Source organism: Limnohabitans sp. TEGF003, assembly GCF_055395455.1.
Map to the genome: position 1 here is coordinate 1635034 of NZ_AP029225.1, position 15509 is coordinate 1650542.

Genomic DNA, 15509 nt, shown 5'->3' on the forward strand with positions numbered 1-15509 from the left:
GAATTATTTGGCGACGGTGGTCTTGCCAAAGCGGTTGCGGAATTTCTCCACGCGGCCACCCATGTTGTCCACCGACTTCTGTGTGCCGGTGTAGAAGGGGTGCGACTCGCTGGTCGTGTCCAGCTTGTACAGAGGCAACTCGCGGCCGTCTTCCATGGTGATCATTTCCTTGGTGTTCGCGCACGAGCGTGTCACGAACTTGAAACCATTGGACATGTCCTGGAAGCAAATTTCACGGTAGTTGGGGTGAATGCCGTCTTTCATGGGGAAATCCTTTTATTTTCGCTACGGTAGCCACTCTGCAGCCTATCTGAGAGCACTTTCCGCAAAACCTGACGATTATAGGGCATCAGCCGCCGCGTCGCATCATCTCGAAGAACTCGGAGTTGTTCTTGGTCGCTTTCATGCTCTTCAAGACCATCTCCATTGCCTCGATTTCGTCCATGTTGTACATGAATTGACGCAAGATGCGGGTTTTTTGCAGCACTTCGGGCTGGAGCAGCAACTCTTCGCGGCGGGTGCCGCTGCGGTTCAAGTTGATGGCCGGGAACACGCGCTTTTCGTACAGGCGGCGCTCCAGGTGGATTTCGCAGTTGCCGGTGCCCTTGAATTCTTCAAAGATCACTTCGTCCATGCGGCTGCCAGTGTCCACCAGGGCCGTGGCGATGATGGTCAGGCTGCCGCCTTCTTCCACATTGCGGGCCGCGCCAAAGAAGCGCTTGGGGCGCTGCAGGGCGTTGGCGTCCACACCGCCAGACAGCACTTTGCCCGAGGAAGGCACCACGTTGTTGTAGGCGCGGGCCAGGCGGGTGATCGAGTCCAGCAAAATCACCACGTCTTTTTTCAGCTCGACCAGGCGCTTGGCGCGCTCGATCACCATCTCGGCCACATGCACGTGGCGCGAAGCGGGTTCGTCAAAGGTGGACGAAATCACTTCGCCGCGCACGCTGCGCTGCATTTCGGTCACTTCTTCCGGGCGCTCGTCGACCAGCAACACCATCAGGTGCACATCGGGGTAGTTGGCGGTGATGGCGTGGGCGATCTGCTGCATCATCACCGTCTTGCCCGACTTGGGCTGCGCGACGATCAGGGCGCGTTGGCCGCGGCCGAGCGGGGCGATGATGTCGATCACGCGGGCGGTGATGTTCTCGTCGCCCTTGATGTCACGTTCCAGACGCATCTGCTCTTTGGGGAACAAAGGCGTCAGGTTTTCGAACATGACCTTGTGTTTGTTGTTCTCGGGCAGGTCGTCGTTGACCTTGTCCAGCTTGGTCAGGGCAAAGTAGCGCTCGCCGTCTTTGGGGATGCGCACCTCGCCTTCGATCATGTCACCCGTGTGCAGATTGAAGCGGCGCACCTGGCTGGGGCTGATGTAGATGTCGTCGGTGCTGGCGGTGTAGCTCGAATCCGGGCTGCGCAAAAAGCCGAAACCGTCGGGCAGGATCTCCAGCACGCCATCGGCGAAGACCTGTTCGCCCGCTTTGGCGCGCTTTTTGATGATGGCAAACATCAGCTCCTGTTTGCGCATGCGGCCCGTGTTCTCGATTTCGAGCGCGTCGGCTTGCTTCAGGAGTTCGGACACATGAAGTGCCTTGAGTTCATTCAAATGCATGGGAGTTGGCCTGTGTCGAAGCGGACCGTAGAGGGCCGTTTTCAGATAAGCGGGTGGAAATGTTCAGAACCGGAGGCCGCCCGGGTTTGGGGGCTGGTACTGCCGGCATTCAAGGCGCTGGTCCCTGTTCGGGTTGCCTTGTGGAAATTATGACAGGTTTTAAAGTGCGTCAGAAAACAAAAAACCGGGTCATCGCTGCCCGGTTTGGAAAAGCGGGGCCCGAAGAACTCGGGCCGCGAGCCGGCATCAAGCCAGTTGTTGGTCGATGAAGGCGGTCAGTTGTGACTTGCTCATGGCGCCCACTTTGGTGGCGGCCAGTTGACCACCTTTGAAGATCATCAGGGTGGGGATGCCACGGATACCGAACTTGGCGGGGATGTCGCGGTTCTCATCCACGTTCATCTTGGTGATCTGGAGCTTGCCTTCGTAAGCGCCAGCCACTTCGTCGAGGATGGGGGCAATCATTTTGCAGGGGCCGCACCATTCGGCCCAGAAGTCGACCACGACAGGCTGGCTCGACTGGAGCACGTCGGCTTCGAAAGTGGCGTCGGTAATGTGTTTGATCAGATCGCTGGCCATGGCCTATTCCTTGTGAACATTGAAGATGCGGCTAAAGTTGCGGCTATTTTGACAGAATCCAAAGGCATTCACCTGTCGCACAGGCTTTGCCAACACGCCCCTCCATGACATTTCCTGCTGCGCTTGCTCACCCATCCCCTGCTCCTGTGCTGGAGGTCGATGTGGCCATTGTGGGTGGAGGGCCTGCTGGCTTGATGGCGGCGGAGGTCTTGTCTCAAGCCGGCGTATCGGTTCACCTGTTCGACGCCATGCCGTCAGTGGGGCGCAAATTTTTGTTGGCGGGCAAAGGCGGTTTGAACCTGACGCATTCAGAGCCCATCGAGCCCTTTCGCAGCCGTTACGGGTCCCGTCAAGCCGAAGTGGCCCAGTGGCTGGACCACATGGATGCCGAGGCCGTCAGGCGCTGGGCACAGGGCCTGGGCGTGAAGACCTTTGTGGGCAGCTCGGGCCGGGTATTTCCGCTTGAGATGAAGGCAGCCCCTTTGCTGCGCGCCTGGTTGCAGCGTCTGCGGCATCCTGCCTCGGGCGTGCCGGTGCAGTTTCACATGCGCCACCGCTGGCAAGGCTGGGATGGGGAGATGCTGGCTTTTGAGCCGACGGGCACTTCGGGCGTGACACGGGTGCGTGCCCGCGCCACCTTGCTGGCTTTGGGTGGGGCCAGTTGGCCCCGATTGGGATCGGATGGCGCTTGGGTGCCCTTGTTGGCCGATCAGGGGGTGGAGGTGGCACCGCTTGCGCCTGCCAATTGCGGCTTTGACGTTTGGGGGCGTGAGGGTACGGGCTGGACCGAGCATTTCCGCAGCCGCTACGCTGGGCACCCCCTCAAGTCGGTGGTGTTGCGGGTGGAAGCCACTTCAGGGCTGGGCCACGCACCGGACGCCCCCCCCAGATTTGAGCGGCAGGGTGAATTGGTGGTCACCGACACAGGCGTGGAAGGCAGTTTGATTTATGCCGCATCGGCCCTGCTGCGCGACGACTTGGCCCAGGGCGCTGCCCGCTTGATGCTCGATTTGCTGCCCGATAAAAGTCAGGAGCAGGTGCGTGCCGAGGTGTGCCGACCGCGCGGCAGCCGCAGCTTGTCCAGCCACCTCAAAAGCCGTTTGGGACTCGATGGGGTCAAGACGGGCTTGATCTATGAGCTGTGCACGCCCGAGTGCCTGGCCCAGCCGGAGGCCTTGGCGCGGAGTCTGAAGAATTTGTCCATCCCGCTCAAAAGACCCAGGCCTGTGGCCGAAGCGATCAGCACCGCAGGGGGGGTGACTTGGGCGTCCATGACACCGGGCGGCATGTTGAAGCGGCGCCCGGGTGTGTACTGCGCTGGAGAAATGCTGGACTGGGAAGCGCCCACAGGGGGCTATCTGCTCACCGCCTGTTTGGCCAGTGGATGGTCTGCTGGACAGGCTATTTTGACAAATTTGTAACAAATTTACACAAGTGGTGTATGCCTGCGGGCCACATGCTGCGTTGTTAGCGTGTGAATAACTTCATCCATCACGAGGTCGACATGACGCCAGAAGCTTCCCAGGAATACCAGCGTGCCGTAGAAGAGGCCGCCAACGCTTTCATGAAAGTGATGGCTTTGCGTGGGTTCAACGTTCGCGACTATCCGCAAAATTTTGTGGCGCAAATGGCCCAGCAAACCCGTTTGGCTTTTGAAATCAATCCCCGCGGTGCCCACCGCAACGCCGACAGCCTGGTGTCCGAATTGCTGCGGGCTGTCCCGGCTGCTCCCCAACTCGTGGCATCCGCCAAAGTCAAAGCCATGCCATTTCCCGCGCTGCGTCGGCGCATGGCCTGAGTGTTTTTCATGGCGCCTTGGGCCTGCCGCGCTATTTTTCGCGCGGGTGGTTCTGGAACCCAAGCCCGAAGCGTCGCATTCACCCCTCCTCAGGGGTTTTCTTCCCAAAATTCGCCTGCGTAACGGCTGCCTTGGGCGGCACGCGCCTTTTCTTGGGCGCGCAGATCCACCCGGCGAATCTTGCCCGAAATGGTCTTGGGCAAGTCGCTGAACTCGATGCGGCGCACCAGTTTGTAGCCTGAGACCCGCTCTCGCATGAACTTGAAAATGACCCTCGCCGTGTCCGCATTCGGCGCATGGCCCGGGGCCAGAATCACATAGGCCTTGGGCACCAGGCCGCGCACCGGATCGGGGGCGGGCACCACCGCCGCTTCGGCCACAGCCGGGTGTTCGATCAACGCGCTCTCCAGCTCGAAGGGGCTGATGCGGTAGCCCGAAGACTTGAACACATCGTCGGCCCGGCCCACATAGGTGATGTAACCCTGTTTGTCGCGCTGGCCCACATCGCCTGTGTGGTAGTAACCATCGCGCATGGCCTCGGCGGTTTTGTCCGCGTCGTCGGCATAGGCGTTCATCAGCGCCGTGGGGCGGTGCGCCAGGTCAATGCAAATTTCACCTTCGTCGGCGGGTTCGCCATCGGCATTGAGCAGCACCATCCGGTAGCCCGGCAAAGGCCGCCCCATCGAGCCCGCTTTGAGCGGCGCACCTGGCGGGTTGCCAATCTGGGCGGTGGTCTCGGTCTGGCCATAACCGTCGCGGATGGTGATGCCCCAGGCTGCGCGCACTTGCTCGATGACCTCGGGGTTGAGCGGCTCGCCCGCCGAAATCAGCTCGCGCAACTGCACGGGCCAGTCCTTGAGGTCCTCTTGAATCAGCATGCGCCACACCGTTGGCGGCGCGCACAAGGTGTTGACCCGGTGCTGCACCAAGGTGCCCAAAATGTCCGGTCCATTGAAGCGCGCGTAGTTGTAAATGAACACACAGGCCTGCGCATTGAGCGGGGCGAAAAAACAGCTCCAGGCGTGTTTGGCCCAGCCCGGCGAGCTGATGGTCCAGTGCACATCGCCTTTTTGCAGGCCCAACCAATACAGGGTGGACAAATGCCCCACCGGGTAGCTTTGCTGGGTGTGTTGCACCAGCTTGGGCTTGGCCGTGGTGCCCGAGGTGAAGTACTCCAGCAAAGGATCGGTCACCCGGGTGGGCTCGGGCGGGGTGAAGGCGGTGCTGGCCTGGTGCGACAGCGCGTAATCCCGCCAGCCCGCAGGCAAGCCCGAGGCAGCGCCCGACACGCTCACCAGCGTCAGCCCGCTCGTCACGGCGCTGGGCAAATCCATCACTTTGGCCATGCCCCCCGCGTTGGTGATGACGCACTTGACCCGTCCGCGCTCCAGGCGGTCTTGCAAATCGTCGCCCGACAGCAGCGTGGTGGCAGGGATCAGCACCACGCCCAGTTTGATCGCAGCCAGCATGGTCTCCCACAGCGGCACCTCGTTGCCCATCATCAGCAAAATCCGGTCGCCCTTGCGCGCCCCCAGGGTCACCAGCCAATTGGCCACCTGGTTGGAGCGCTGCGACAGCTGGGCATAGCTCAGGCGAAACTGCTCGCCCGAGGCTTCAACGATGTGCAAAGCCGGGGCCGGGTTGTCGCGCGCGATGTGGTCAAAGTAGTCCAGCCCCCAATTGAAATGTGTCAACTCAGGCCAGTGAAACGCTGCCACGGCGGCTTCGTAGTCGGTGCGGTGGGTCAGCAAGGCATCGCGGCTGGCCAAAAATTGTTCTAGTTCGCTCATGGGCTCCTCGGCGGGTGTAGGTGTCGAGACCGTCTCGTCAAGGCAGTTTAGCGACTGCACAGGGGTCTGCGCATGGGGACTTGCCCAGGTAGAAACAGGTCAACCAGGCATCCCGAAAGCTTGGTGAGTTTTTGAAATAATGTTGAATTGGAGCATCCAGCCCCCAGCGGAGGATTTATGAATTTTGCAATGGCCAAGTGGGCCATCAAGCGGTTCAGCGTTGGCTTTTTCTGCTTTATCTCTTTGGCTGGGGCAGGCGAAGTGCACACGCGTCCCGATGGCCCGGATGCTGAGCGTTTGGGCATGAAACAAGGTTATCCGGTTTGCGCCCAGGCGCTGACCCGGCCTGAGTGTCGTGTGGGGACATGGTCTGCCAATGAAAAAGTTGCCGCCAGTTCTTTGGTGAGTCCCTCTGACGACCCCATGCCCTTGCCGCGCTGGCAAGACGCACCAGCCATCAGCTACCGGTGGGGGTTTTCCAGCAAGACGCTGGATGACTTCATGGCCGATACCAAAACCACGGGTCTGATGGTCATCCAGGATGGCCGTGTGGTGGCCGAACGGTATCAATATGGCCGACAGCCCGACATGCGCTTTCGTTCTTTTTCGATGGCCAAGACCTTCACGGCCATGCTGGTGGGCATTGCGCACGGGAAAGGGCTGATTCGCTCTCTGGACGACAAAGCGGCCGACTACTGGCCCGAAATCGCCCCCTCCGCTTATGGACAAACCACCCTCCGCAATTTGTTGCGCATGTCCTCGGGCGTGCCCTTCCGAGAGCTGTACACATGGACGCCAGACGACGACATCTGGCTTTGGGGACGGGTTTTGTTTTTGCCTGAAAACCGCAATCGGCCAGAAAAAATCGCGGAATACCTCAATACCAAAACCACCCGCGAGGTGGAGCAAGGCCAGCGTTTCAAGTACGCCACGATCGAGACGGAAATACTGGGCCGGGTTTTGAGTCGCGCCGCTGGCATGAGCATCACCCAGATCACCCAGGAATGGCTCTGGAAACCCATGGGCGCGGAGTCTGAGGCGCGTTGGCTGCTGGCAGGCGCTGACCAAGGCGAGGGCACTGGCGGTAGCTTCAATGCCACGCTGCGTGACTACGCCCGATTCGGCGTGCTGTTGGCCAACGATGGCCTCAGGGGGCATGCGCAGATCATCCCCCGCGAATTCCTGCTGGATGCCACAGACGCGGCACGCCAACCTGCAGCATTTCGGCCTCGTCATGCGACACCCGGCATGGGTTACGGCTACCAAACATGGATTGCGCCCTTCAAAGAGCGAACATTTGCGTTGCAAGGCATCCATGGGCAACACATCATGGTGCAGCCCAAATCGGGCATTGTGATGGTTCAGACCTCGGTCAATGACCAGCCCAGCGGGCGACAAGATGGCCGACCTTATCAAATGCGTGACGCATTGTGGATGGGGGTGCTCAAGAGTCTGGGCGGGGTCACCGACTGAGGCAACGCCCGCGAGGCAAAGGGTTCGCCAAATCGCTGAATTGGCCCTATTGCGCGATAAAGGTGACGAGCCTTGACCCCGGCACTGGATTCACAGTTAGGGCTGCTTGGTTCCCCACCTGACCCGGTTGGCCGCTTCACCATGCGGGAAGGCCCGTCAGGGTCGATTGTAGGCGAGCTGGTCGGTGCTTTTGGGGCTCTCCCTGTTTTTTCCCGTTTCTCATGAGGTCGATCTGCTGGTTCATCGCCTGCTGGTGGCCTCGACGCGCTGTTGTGGTCTGGGGCGTCTCGCCAGCCCGATAGAATCAGCCCCCATGTCTTACCTCGTTCTCGCGCGCAAATACCGCCCCCGCAATTTCACCGAAATGGTGGGGCAGGAGCACGTGGTGCAGGCTTTGACCAATGCCTTGGTGCAGCAGCGCCTGCACCATGCCTATTTGTTCACCGGTACCCGGGGCGTTGGCAAGACCACGGTCTCGCGCATTTTGGCCAAGTCGCTCAACTGCCAGGGCGCAGACGGGCAGGGCGGTATCACCGCCGAGCCCTGCGGCGTGTGCCAGGCTTGCCGTGACATCGACGCCGGGCGTTTTGTGGACTACACCGAACTCGACGCGGCCTCGAACCGGGGCGTGGACGAGGTGCAGAGCCTGCTGGAGCAGGCGGTTTATAAACCTGTGCAGGGGCGCTTCAAGGTCTTCATGATCGACGAGGTGCACATGCTGACCAACACCGCGTTCAACGCGATGTTGAAGACGCTGGAAGAGCCCCCTGAATATTTGAAGTTCGTGCTGGCCACGACCGACCCGCAAAAGGTGCCTGTGACGGTGCTTTCGCGCTGCCTGCAGTTCAACCTGCGGCCCATGGCCCCCGAGACGGTGTTCGAGCACCTGACGCAGGTGCTGGCCGCCGAGCAGCTGAGCGCCGAGCCGCTGGCCTTGCGCCTGTTGGCCCGCGCCGCACGCGGCTCGATGCGCGACGCGCTGAGCCTGACAGACCAGGCCATTGCTTTTGGCAACGGCCAGCTGCAAGAAGCGGGCGTGCGCCAGATGCTGGGCAGTGTGGACCGCAGCCATGTGCTGCAACTCATCCGTGCTTTGACCGATGGCGACGGCGCCACCGTGGTCAACCAGGTCAATGCCCTGCGCCTGCAAGGTGTGTCGGCCGCCGCCACGCTGGAAGACATGGCCATGCTGCTGCAGCGCATGGCGGTGATGCAGATGGTGCCCAGCATGGCGCACGACGGCGAAGACCCCGACGCCCAAGGCTTGGCCGATTTGGCCTCCGCCATGCCTGCCGAAGAAACCCAGTTGCTCTACAGCCTCTGCCTGCACGGTCGCACCGAGCTGGGTCTGGCCCCGGACGAGTACGCGGCGCTGACCATGGTGCTGCTGCGCTTGCTGGCCTTCAAACCCCAGGCGGGAACGGCGGAAAAAAAAAGCCCGCTGACCAGCCCTCGGGCCCCGCTTGAGGCCACTGCCGCGCCCTCGGCCGCCCCCGTAACAGCTTCTTCAGCGGCCCCAGCCACTGCGGCCTCACCCTCGGCAACCGTGACCCCTCCGGGCCACAGCACGCAGCCCCTTCGTTCCGGGCAGGCCGCACCCGTTGGGACAAAACCTGCGCCCATGGCGCTGGATGTCCCACCACCCGCCGCCCCAGCGCCCAAGGCCGAGCCTGTATCAGAGCCCTCGGCCGCGCAGCCTGCAGCCTCAGCCAGCGATGAGCCGCCGCCATGGGAGGATTGGCCTGACACGACCGACGACGCCGAGCAAGAGGCCTTGGCCTCCGTCCCGGTGGATGCATCGCTCCCGCAGGCCCCATCCGCGCCTGCCTTGCGTGCTTTGCCCGTGCGAGAGGCGCCCGAGCCCTCGGCACGCCTGGACATGCCCCGCGCCGCTGCACCAGCGGCCGTCCAGGCCACGCCCGAGGGCGATGTTTGGCTGGAAGTGGTGCAGGGCCTGCTCGACCAGGAGAGCATCACCGCGCTGGTGCGCGAGCTGGCTTTGCAGTCTCAGCTGCTCGGCCGCGACGGTGCGCAGTGGCAGCTGCGCGTGGAGCGCGAGACGCTGAACCACGCCGCCAGCCGCGAGCGCTTGCAGGCGGCTTTGCTCGCAGCAGGCCACGGTGATGTGAAGCTGCACATTGAGGTGGGGCCTGTCACCGACAGCCCCGCGCGCCGTTTGGCGGTGAAAGCCGCCGAAAAAATGCTGGCCGCGCAAGAACTCATTCAGAACGACCCCTTGGTCCAGGCCATGGTGCGAGACTTTGGCGCGAAAATCGTGCCCGGCAGCATCCAGCTGATTTGATTTCCAACATCTCTTTCACATCTCTTTTCTAAGGAAACACCATGTTCAACAAAGGACAACTCGCCGGCCTCATGAAGCAGGCCCAGGCCATGCAGGACAACCTGAAAAAAGCCCAGGAAGAATTGGCCTTTGTCGAAGTGGAGGGCCAATCCGGCTCCGGCATGGTCAAGGTGTTGATGACCTGCAAGCACAACGTGCGCCGTGTGACCATCGATCCCAGCTTGCTGGCCGACGACAAGGACATGCTGGAGGACCTGGTGGCCGCTGCCTTCAATGACGCGGTGCGTATGGCCGAAGAGGTCTCGCAGCAAAAAATGGGCAAACTCACCGCCGGTTTGCCACCGGGCATGAAACTGCCTTTCTGAGCGTTTGACCATGGCCGACACCCACGCCCTTGCCACTTTGGTGCAAGCCCTCAAGGGCTTGCCGGGGGTGGGCATCAAGTCGGCCCAGCGCATGGCTTTTCAGCTGCTGCAAAACGACCGGGCCACCGCCCGGCAACTGGCGGCCGCTTTGCACCATGCGGTGGAAAAGATCCGCCATTGCGAGAGCTGCCACACCTTCACCGAGGCCGAGCTGTGTGACACCTGCCTCGATCCCACCCGTGACCGCACCGTCTTGTGCGTGATCGAAACCCCGGCCGACCAGTCGGCCATCGAGCGCACGGGCACTTACCGGGGTTTGTATTTCGTGCTCATGGGCAAGCTCAGCCCGCTCGACGGCATCGGCCCGCACGACATTGGCCTGGCCAAGCTCAAACAACGCGTGGCCGATGGCGTATTGACCGAGGTGATTTTGGCCACCAACTTCACCGCCGAGGGCGAGGCCACCGCGCACGTCATCTCGGAGATGATCCGCCAGCAGGGCTTAAAGGTCACGCGCCTGGCCCGGGGCGTGCCCGCAGGCAGCGAGCTGGAATACGTGGACCTGGGCACCATTGCCCACGCCCTGGTCGACCGGCGTTGAGGGCTGGGGCTTTGCGCCGGGGCGGTTGCTGAGCCGGGCCATGCAGGCCGCAGCAGGGGGCGTGAACTACCTGCAATCCATTACGTGAAAACCCGCTCGGGATCAATCCCGATGCGCTGCGCAGCGCTTGTCTCTATGCTGGGTGCATCGAATTTCCGATGGTCACAGGAGTCTGCTGGTGTCTGGCGTCAATGCGCGGCGACGACAACTCGTGCTCTCAGCGATGGGCGCCTGGGCAGGCACTTCTGCGTCCCATGCGGCCAACGAAGCTGTGCGGGGTGCGCACCGGGTGACCATCGCCTTGGCGGCGCGGCAAAGCCTCTACCATTTGCCACTCACTCTGGCCGATCAGTTGGGCTACTTCAAAAAGGCCGGGGTTCAGGTCGAGTGGTCGGCCCACGAGTCCGGTGCCAAGGCCTTGGCCAGTGCCTTGCAAGGGCAGGCCGAGGTGGTGGCGGGTGCCTTTGACCATTTGTTTGTCTTGCAAAGCAAGGGCCTGAATTACCAAGCTTTTGTGCAAATGGGCCGAACACCTCAGGTCAGTCTGGGCGTGGCATCGCGGCTGGAGCTGCCGTCCTTGCTGGCGCTCAAAGGGGCCCGCTTTGGCGTCACCGCGCTGGACTCCAGCACCTACTGGATGACTTGTCAGTGGCTGTTGCAAAACGGGTTGCTACCCGAAGACGTGGTGTTTGTCGAAGTGGGCTCTTCTGCTGCGGTGGCCGATGCCTTGCGACAGGGCACCATCGATGCTTTGTGCAACCCGGACCCGGTGATGTATGGCCTGGAGCAAAAGAACGACATCCGGGTGCTGGCGGAGGCGCGCACCCTCATGTCCACCCGCAAACTGATGGGCGGCCCGGTGCCCGGTGGGTGCTTGTTTGCCAAGACGGACTTTTTGCAGCGTCAGCCCGAGGTGGCCCAGGCTTTGAGCGATGGGGTGGTGCATGCCCTCAAATGGCTGCAAACGGCCGGCTTGACCGACATCCTGAAAACGGTGCCCCCCGTTCATTGGCTGGGCGATCGGGCCGTTTACTTGGGCGCATTCGAGAAGCTGCGCGAGTCTTATGCCCTGGACGGTTTGATTGCCGCAGACGCCGTCTCCAACGCCTGGCGTGCGCACACCCGCTTGCCCGGACGCCAGGGCAGCGCCCGGATGGCTGTGGCGCAAACCTACACCAATGGGTTTGCGCAGAAGTCCAAAAATCGCTTCGCCGCCTGAGCGGCTGGGCGGGCAGGGGCAGCCTTCAGCGTTTGGCTTGAAGGGTTTTCTTCTGGCGCGTTGCAGTGGGCTTGGATTTGCCCGACTTGCCGGAGGGGGCCCGCGCGACGCGTCTGGAGGCTTGCGACGGCACGAGGATCGTCAGGGTGTCGCCCGCACTCACCCGTGCATTGACTTTGAGCTTGTTCCAGGCGGCGATGTTCGCTTCGGACACACCATGTCTTGCGGCCAGACTGGCCAGAGAGTCGCCTTTGCGGGCCTTGACCGCGATTCTTTTGAGTACCACCTCGGGCGCCAGACCGAGCTGACCATTGTCGGCCAGGTGTTCGGTCACGTCGTTGTCCAGACGCCCTTTGCGGTGCACCAGCAAGGTTGAGCCTGCTGTGACCATCATCCGTGGGGGGATGCCGTTGATCGAGCGCAGCTGGTCCACTGGCATGTCCAGCTGCTGGGCCACATCTTCGGGCCTCATGGTCCGGGGGGCTTGCCAGGCTGTCCAGGTGGCCAGGGGCTGGTTGGCGTGCGCTTGCAGGTTCCGCTCAAAAACCGTGGCGTTGTCCCAGGGCAGCAGGATTTGGGGCGTGCCCGCCGCCAAAATGACCGGCCGGTTCATCGAGGGGTTGAGCGCCTTGAAGTCCGCCAGGCTCACACCCGCGAGCTTCACGGCCACGGCCACGTCGATGTCGCGCTCGATCGGCACGCTCTTGAAGTAAGGGTGGTTCTGAATCAGCGGCAGCTGGGTGTTGAAGGCTTCGGGTTGGGCGATGATGTTTTTGACCGCCTGCAACTTGGGCACGTAGTAGCGGGTTTCGTTGGGCATGGTCAAGTCGCTGTAGGTCAGCGGCTTGCCCTGGGCTTTGTTGCGGGCGAGTGCGCGGCTGACGCTGCCTTCGCCCCAGTTGTAGGCGGCCAGCGCCAGGTGCCAGTCGCCAAACATGGCGTAGAGCTTTTGCAGGTAATCGAGCGCTGCGCGGGTCGATTCCAGCACGTCGCGACGGTCGTCCCTGAACAGGTTTTGCTTCAGGTCAAAGTACTTGCCGGTGGCTGGCATGAACTGCCACATGCCCGCCGCTTTGGCGCTGGACACCGCTTGCGGGTTGAAGGCCGACTCGATGAAGGGCAGCAAGGCCAATTCGGTGGGCATTTTGCGGCGTTCCAGCTCCTCCACCACATGGAACAGGTAAGGGCGTGAGCGCTCGGTCATGCGCAGCATGTAGTCGGGGCGGCTGGCATACCACTGCTCCCGGTTGCGTACCAGGTCGTTTTCGAGGTCCGGCATGGCAAAGCCGCGCCGAATGCGCTCCCAGACATCGGTGGGCGGCGTCAACCCCAGTTGACCTTGGGGTTTGAGTGTGACCGTGCTTTCAGCGGAGCTGGGCGTGACTTTGTCGGCGGCAGATCCGCTGGGGCTTGTGGGGGCGGCTGGCGTGGGTGCCGCCGCTTGGGGGGCTGGCAAGCCCGATGTGTTCGATGGTGCGGTGGCACAAGCGCCCAGCAGCAGGCTCAAGCCCATGCAGACGGCCATGTGCCAGTGCCTGAGGGTTGGGCGCTCTGGCACTGCCCGGAGGCTTTGGCGGGCAAGTGAGTTCGTCAAAATTCGTTCTTCCATGAGCGCAGTGCGGCGAAGGTCGCGACATCGTCTTGCGCGGCGGCATCGCGCTGGCGTACGGCCTGGGCGACAGCGCTGCTGCGGCTGCGTAAAAAGGGGTTGATCGCGCGCTCGGTCGACAGCGGCACGGGCAGGGTGGCCAGGTTTTGTTGACGCAGGGCGGTGCACGCCTGGGCGTATTCGCGCAGAGCGGGGTTGTCCGGGTCCACCGCCAGGGCAAATTTCAGGTTGGACAGGGTGTACTCGTGGGCGCAGCACACGCGCGTGTGGCCGGGCAGGGCGGCCAAACGGTCGAGCGAGTCGAGCATTTGGGCCGGCGTGCCTTCAAACAGACGTCCGCAGCCGCCCGAAAAAAGGGTGTCGCCGCAAAAAAGCAACGGGTCTTGTCCGGCAGGCTGCGCCCAAAAAGCGATGTGACCCAGGGTGTGACCCGGAACATCGTGGACTTCAAAACGCAAGCCGTGCCAGTCGAATCGGTCGCCTTGCTGCAGGCCACGGGCCTGCACGGGCATTTTTTCCAGGGCCGGGCCGACCACCTGCGCGCCCGTCTGGGCCACCAGATCGGCGACGCCGCCCGTGTGGTCCGCATGGTGGTGCGTGACTAAAATCAGGTCCAGCTGCAAGCCCGGATGCTGCCCCAACCAGGCCAGCACAGGCGCACTGTCCCCGGGGTCCACCACCAGGGCATGGTGGTCGTCGTGCAACAACCAGATGTAGTTGTCTGAGAATGCGGGCAGTGCAATGAGTTTCATGGAGAGTCAGATTATAGAAAGCCAGCATTCAGGGGACGCCTGGTTGGCCCGTTTGGGTCAGCCGGTGGCGTCGCGCCTGCTGGCCTGGGAGCAGCATCAGGCCGATGCCTTGCTGGCCGATGTGTTTGGTTACCACGCGGTGCAACTGGGCTGGCCCCAGCTGCAGGCCTTGCGCAGCAATCGCATGCCCCACCGCTGGATGGCCCGTGCCGAATTTGAGCCCCTCTTGCCCGCGTCTGACCCGGCCACACCCGGCGGGCCGCATGTGTGTCTGGACAGCCGGGCCTGGCCTTGGCCCGCCGACAGCCTGGACTTGGTGGTTTTGCCGCACGCGCTGGAGCGATCGGCGGACCCGCACGCCTGTTTGCGCGAAGTCGAGCGTGTCCTGATTCCCGAGGGGCAGGTGCTGATCACCGGGCTCAACCCCTGGAGCCTGTGGGGTTGGCAGTCAATGCGACCGCACCGGGCCAGTGAGCTGGGCGCTGCACAGCCTGGCACCTTGATTGGCTACCGGCGTTTGCGCGATTGGCTGCGTTTGCTGGGTTTTGAGGTGCAGGTCAGCCGTTTTGGCGGATGGGCGCCTGCCCTGGGCAGCGAACGCTGGATGCAGCGGCTGCAGTGGATGGACAAGCTGGGCGAACGCTGGTGGCCGATTCTGGGTGGCGTGTACCTGATCATGGCCACCAAACGGGTGCCCGGTGGCCGCCTGATCGAGGGACGCCGCTGGCGCACGGTACGATCGCCCGCTGCAGCGACGGCGCCAGTGGCCCGTTCAGACACCACCATGGGCCCAACCCGGGCCTCGAAAGATTTTGTTGACCCACGTTGAAATTCACACCGATGGCGCCTGCAAAGGCAATCCCGGGCCCGGCGGCTGGGGCGTTCGCCTGCAGTCGGGCCAGCACGTTCAAGAGCTGTTCGGCGGCGAGCTGAACACCACCAACAACCGCATGGAGATGACCGCCGTCATCGAGGGCCTGCTGGCCTTGAAGCGCCCTTGCCAGGTCACGCTCTACCTGGACAGCGAATACGTGCGCAAAGGCATCACCGAGTGGATCCATGGCTGGAAAGCCCGTGGCTGGCGCACAGCGGCCAAACAGCCGGTCAAAAACGCCGACTTGTGGCAAAAACTGGACGCGGTGGTGTCCACTTCGGGACACCAGATCGAGTGGCGCTGGGTCAAGGGCCACAACGGCGATCCGGGCAACGAGCGGGCCGATGCGCTGGCCAACCAGGGCGTGGAAAAAGCTTTGGGCCGCTGAAGGCGCTGGTTTTCGGGGCCTTTGCCGCGCGCTGAACCCTGGCCAGCTGCGCTCATAGGGTCTTGAATTGCCCCCTGCCTGACGGTCCCAGATGGCCGTGTTGTTCCCATTGGGCGAATGGGGCGGCGCTGTTACATTCTGACCATC

Annotated in this window: 15 protein-coding genes and 1 other RNA gene; 9 read left to right on the plus strand and 7 right to left on the minus strand. The window is 62.5% G+C overall.

The window, feature by feature from the left end:
- Nucleotides 1-3: 3 nt before the first annotated feature.
- The 3 genes from ACZ5RT_RS08080 to trxA all read right to left on the minus strand — a co-directional run bounded on the left by ACZ5RT_RS08080 (nucleotide 4) and on the right by trxA (nucleotide 2191).
- Nucleotides 4-264 (minus strand): type B 50S ribosomal protein L31, encoded by a 261-nt coding sequence (locus tag ACZ5RT_RS08080; RefSeq protein WP_108427809.1) that lies wholly within the window; start codon nucleotides 262-264, stop codon nucleotides 4-6.
- Between the two features lie 85 nt (nucleotides 265-349).
- Nucleotides 350-1612: a transcription termination factor Rho gene (rho, locus tag ACZ5RT_RS08085; protein WP_291928810.1), complete on the minus strand. Its 1263-nt coding sequence runs from the start codon at nucleotides 1610-1612 to the stop codon at nucleotides 350-352.
- A 246-nt stretch (nucleotides 1613-1858) separates the two neighbouring features.
- On the minus strand, nucleotides 1859-2191 hold the full coding sequence (trxA, locus tag ACZ5RT_RS08090; RefSeq protein ID WP_291928807.1) for a thioredoxin TrxA: 333 nt from the start codon (nucleotides 2189-2191) through the stop codon (nucleotides 1859-1861).
- A gap of 104 nt (nucleotides 2192-2295) precedes the next feature.
- Between trxA and ACZ5RT_RS08095 the strand changes: the two genes are divergently transcribed.
- Entirely contained in the window at nucleotides 2296-3612 is a 1317-nt protein-coding gene (locus tag ACZ5RT_RS08095; RefSeq protein ID WP_422171814.1) for a BaiN/RdsA family NAD(P)/FAD-dependent oxidoreductase, read from the plus strand.
- An 83-nt stretch (nucleotides 3613-3695) separates the two neighbouring features.
- The gene (locus ACZ5RT_RS08100) at nucleotides 3696-3989 is read left to right on the plus strand and encodes a hypothetical protein (protein WP_291928800.1); all 294 of its coding nucleotides are present in this window, start codon (nucleotides 3696-3698) and stop codon (nucleotides 3987-3989) included.
- A gap of 89 nt (nucleotides 3990-4078) precedes the next feature.
- Here the strand turns inward: ACZ5RT_RS08100 and ACZ5RT_RS08105 are convergent, their stop codons facing one another.
- Nucleotides 4079-5779 carry an AMP-binding protein gene (locus tag ACZ5RT_RS08105; protein ID WP_464454142.1) on the minus strand — a complete coding sequence of 567 codons (1701 nt, stop codon included), beginning with the start codon at nucleotides 5777-5779 and terminating at the stop codon, nucleotides 4079-4081.
- Nucleotides 5780-5956: 177 nt separating this feature from the next.
- Between ACZ5RT_RS08105 and ACZ5RT_RS08110 the strand changes: the two genes are divergently transcribed.
- Nucleotides 5957-7252, plus strand: a complete 1296-nt coding sequence (locus tag ACZ5RT_RS08110) for a serine hydrolase domain-containing protein (protein ID WP_464454143.1) — start codon at nucleotides 5957-5959, stop codon at nucleotides 7250-7252.
- A gap of 61 nt (nucleotides 7253-7313) precedes the next feature.
- Here ACZ5RT_RS08110 and ffs read toward each other — a convergent pair.
- Nucleotides 7314-7410: signal recognition particle sRNA small type (ffs, locus tag ACZ5RT_RS08115), an RNA gene on the minus strand.
- Between the two features lie 155 nt (nucleotides 7411-7565).
- On the opposite strand from ffs, the gene dnaX reads away from it, so the two are divergent.
- The 4 genes from dnaX (at nucleotide 7566) to ACZ5RT_RS08135 (ending at nucleotide 11739) form a co-directional block, all read left to right on the plus strand.
- Nucleotides 7566-9554, plus strand: coding sequence for a DNA polymerase III subunit gamma/tau (gene dnaX, locus ACZ5RT_RS08120; RefSeq protein ID WP_464454144.1), 1989 nt, complete (start codon nucleotides 7566-7568; stop codon nucleotides 9552-9554).
- Nucleotides 9555-9595: 41 nt separating this feature from the next.
- Nucleotides 9596-9919 (plus strand): YbaB/EbfC family nucleoid-associated protein, encoded by a 324-nt coding sequence (locus tag ACZ5RT_RS08125; RefSeq protein WP_108427817.1) that lies wholly within the window; start codon nucleotides 9596-9598, stop codon nucleotides 9917-9919.
- Nucleotides 9920-9929: 10 nt separating this feature from the next.
- The gene (gene recR, locus ACZ5RT_RS08130) at nucleotides 9930-10520 is read left to right on the plus strand and encodes a recombination mediator RecR (protein ID WP_422171824.1); all 591 of its coding nucleotides are present in this window, start codon (nucleotides 9930-9932) and stop codon (nucleotides 10518-10520) included.
- A gap of 178 nt (nucleotides 10521-10698) precedes the next feature.
- A complete protein-coding gene (locus ACZ5RT_RS08135) occupies nucleotides 10699-11739 on the plus strand; it encodes an ABC transporter substrate-binding protein (RefSeq protein ID WP_291928781.1) in 1041 nt (346 codons plus the stop codon).
- A gap of 25 nt (nucleotides 11740-11764) precedes the next feature.
- Here ACZ5RT_RS08135 and ACZ5RT_RS08140 read toward each other — a convergent pair whose 3' ends face one another.
- Both ACZ5RT_RS08140 and gloB read right to left on the minus strand, forming a co-directional pair.
- Nucleotides 11765-13264, minus strand: a complete 1500-nt coding sequence (locus tag ACZ5RT_RS08140) for a transglycosylase SLT domain-containing protein (protein ID WP_464454145.1) — start codon at nucleotides 13262-13264, stop codon at nucleotides 11765-11767.
- Between the two features lie 65 nt (nucleotides 13265-13329).
- Nucleotides 13330-14100, minus strand: coding sequence for a hydroxyacylglutathione hydrolase (gene gloB / locus ACZ5RT_RS08145; protein ID WP_291928778.1), 771 nt, complete (start codon nucleotides 14098-14100; stop codon nucleotides 13330-13332).
- Here gloB and ACZ5RT_RS08150 point away from each other — a divergent pair.
- Complete coding sequence (locus ACZ5RT_RS08150) at nucleotides 14099-14929, plus strand: class I SAM-dependent methyltransferase (protein WP_464454146.1); 831 nt, start codon at nucleotides 14099-14101, stop codon at nucleotides 14927-14929. The two genes, gloB and ACZ5RT_RS08150, sit on opposite strands and share 2 nt — an antisense overlap.
- Nucleotides 14916-15362 (plus strand): ribonuclease HI, encoded by a 447-nt coding sequence (gene rnhA / locus ACZ5RT_RS08155; RefSeq protein ID WP_108427823.1) that lies wholly within the window; start codon nucleotides 14916-14918, stop codon nucleotides 15360-15362. Before ACZ5RT_RS08150 ends, rnhA begins: the two co-directional genes overlap by 14 nt.
- Nucleotides 15363-15509: the final 147 nt, after the last annotated feature.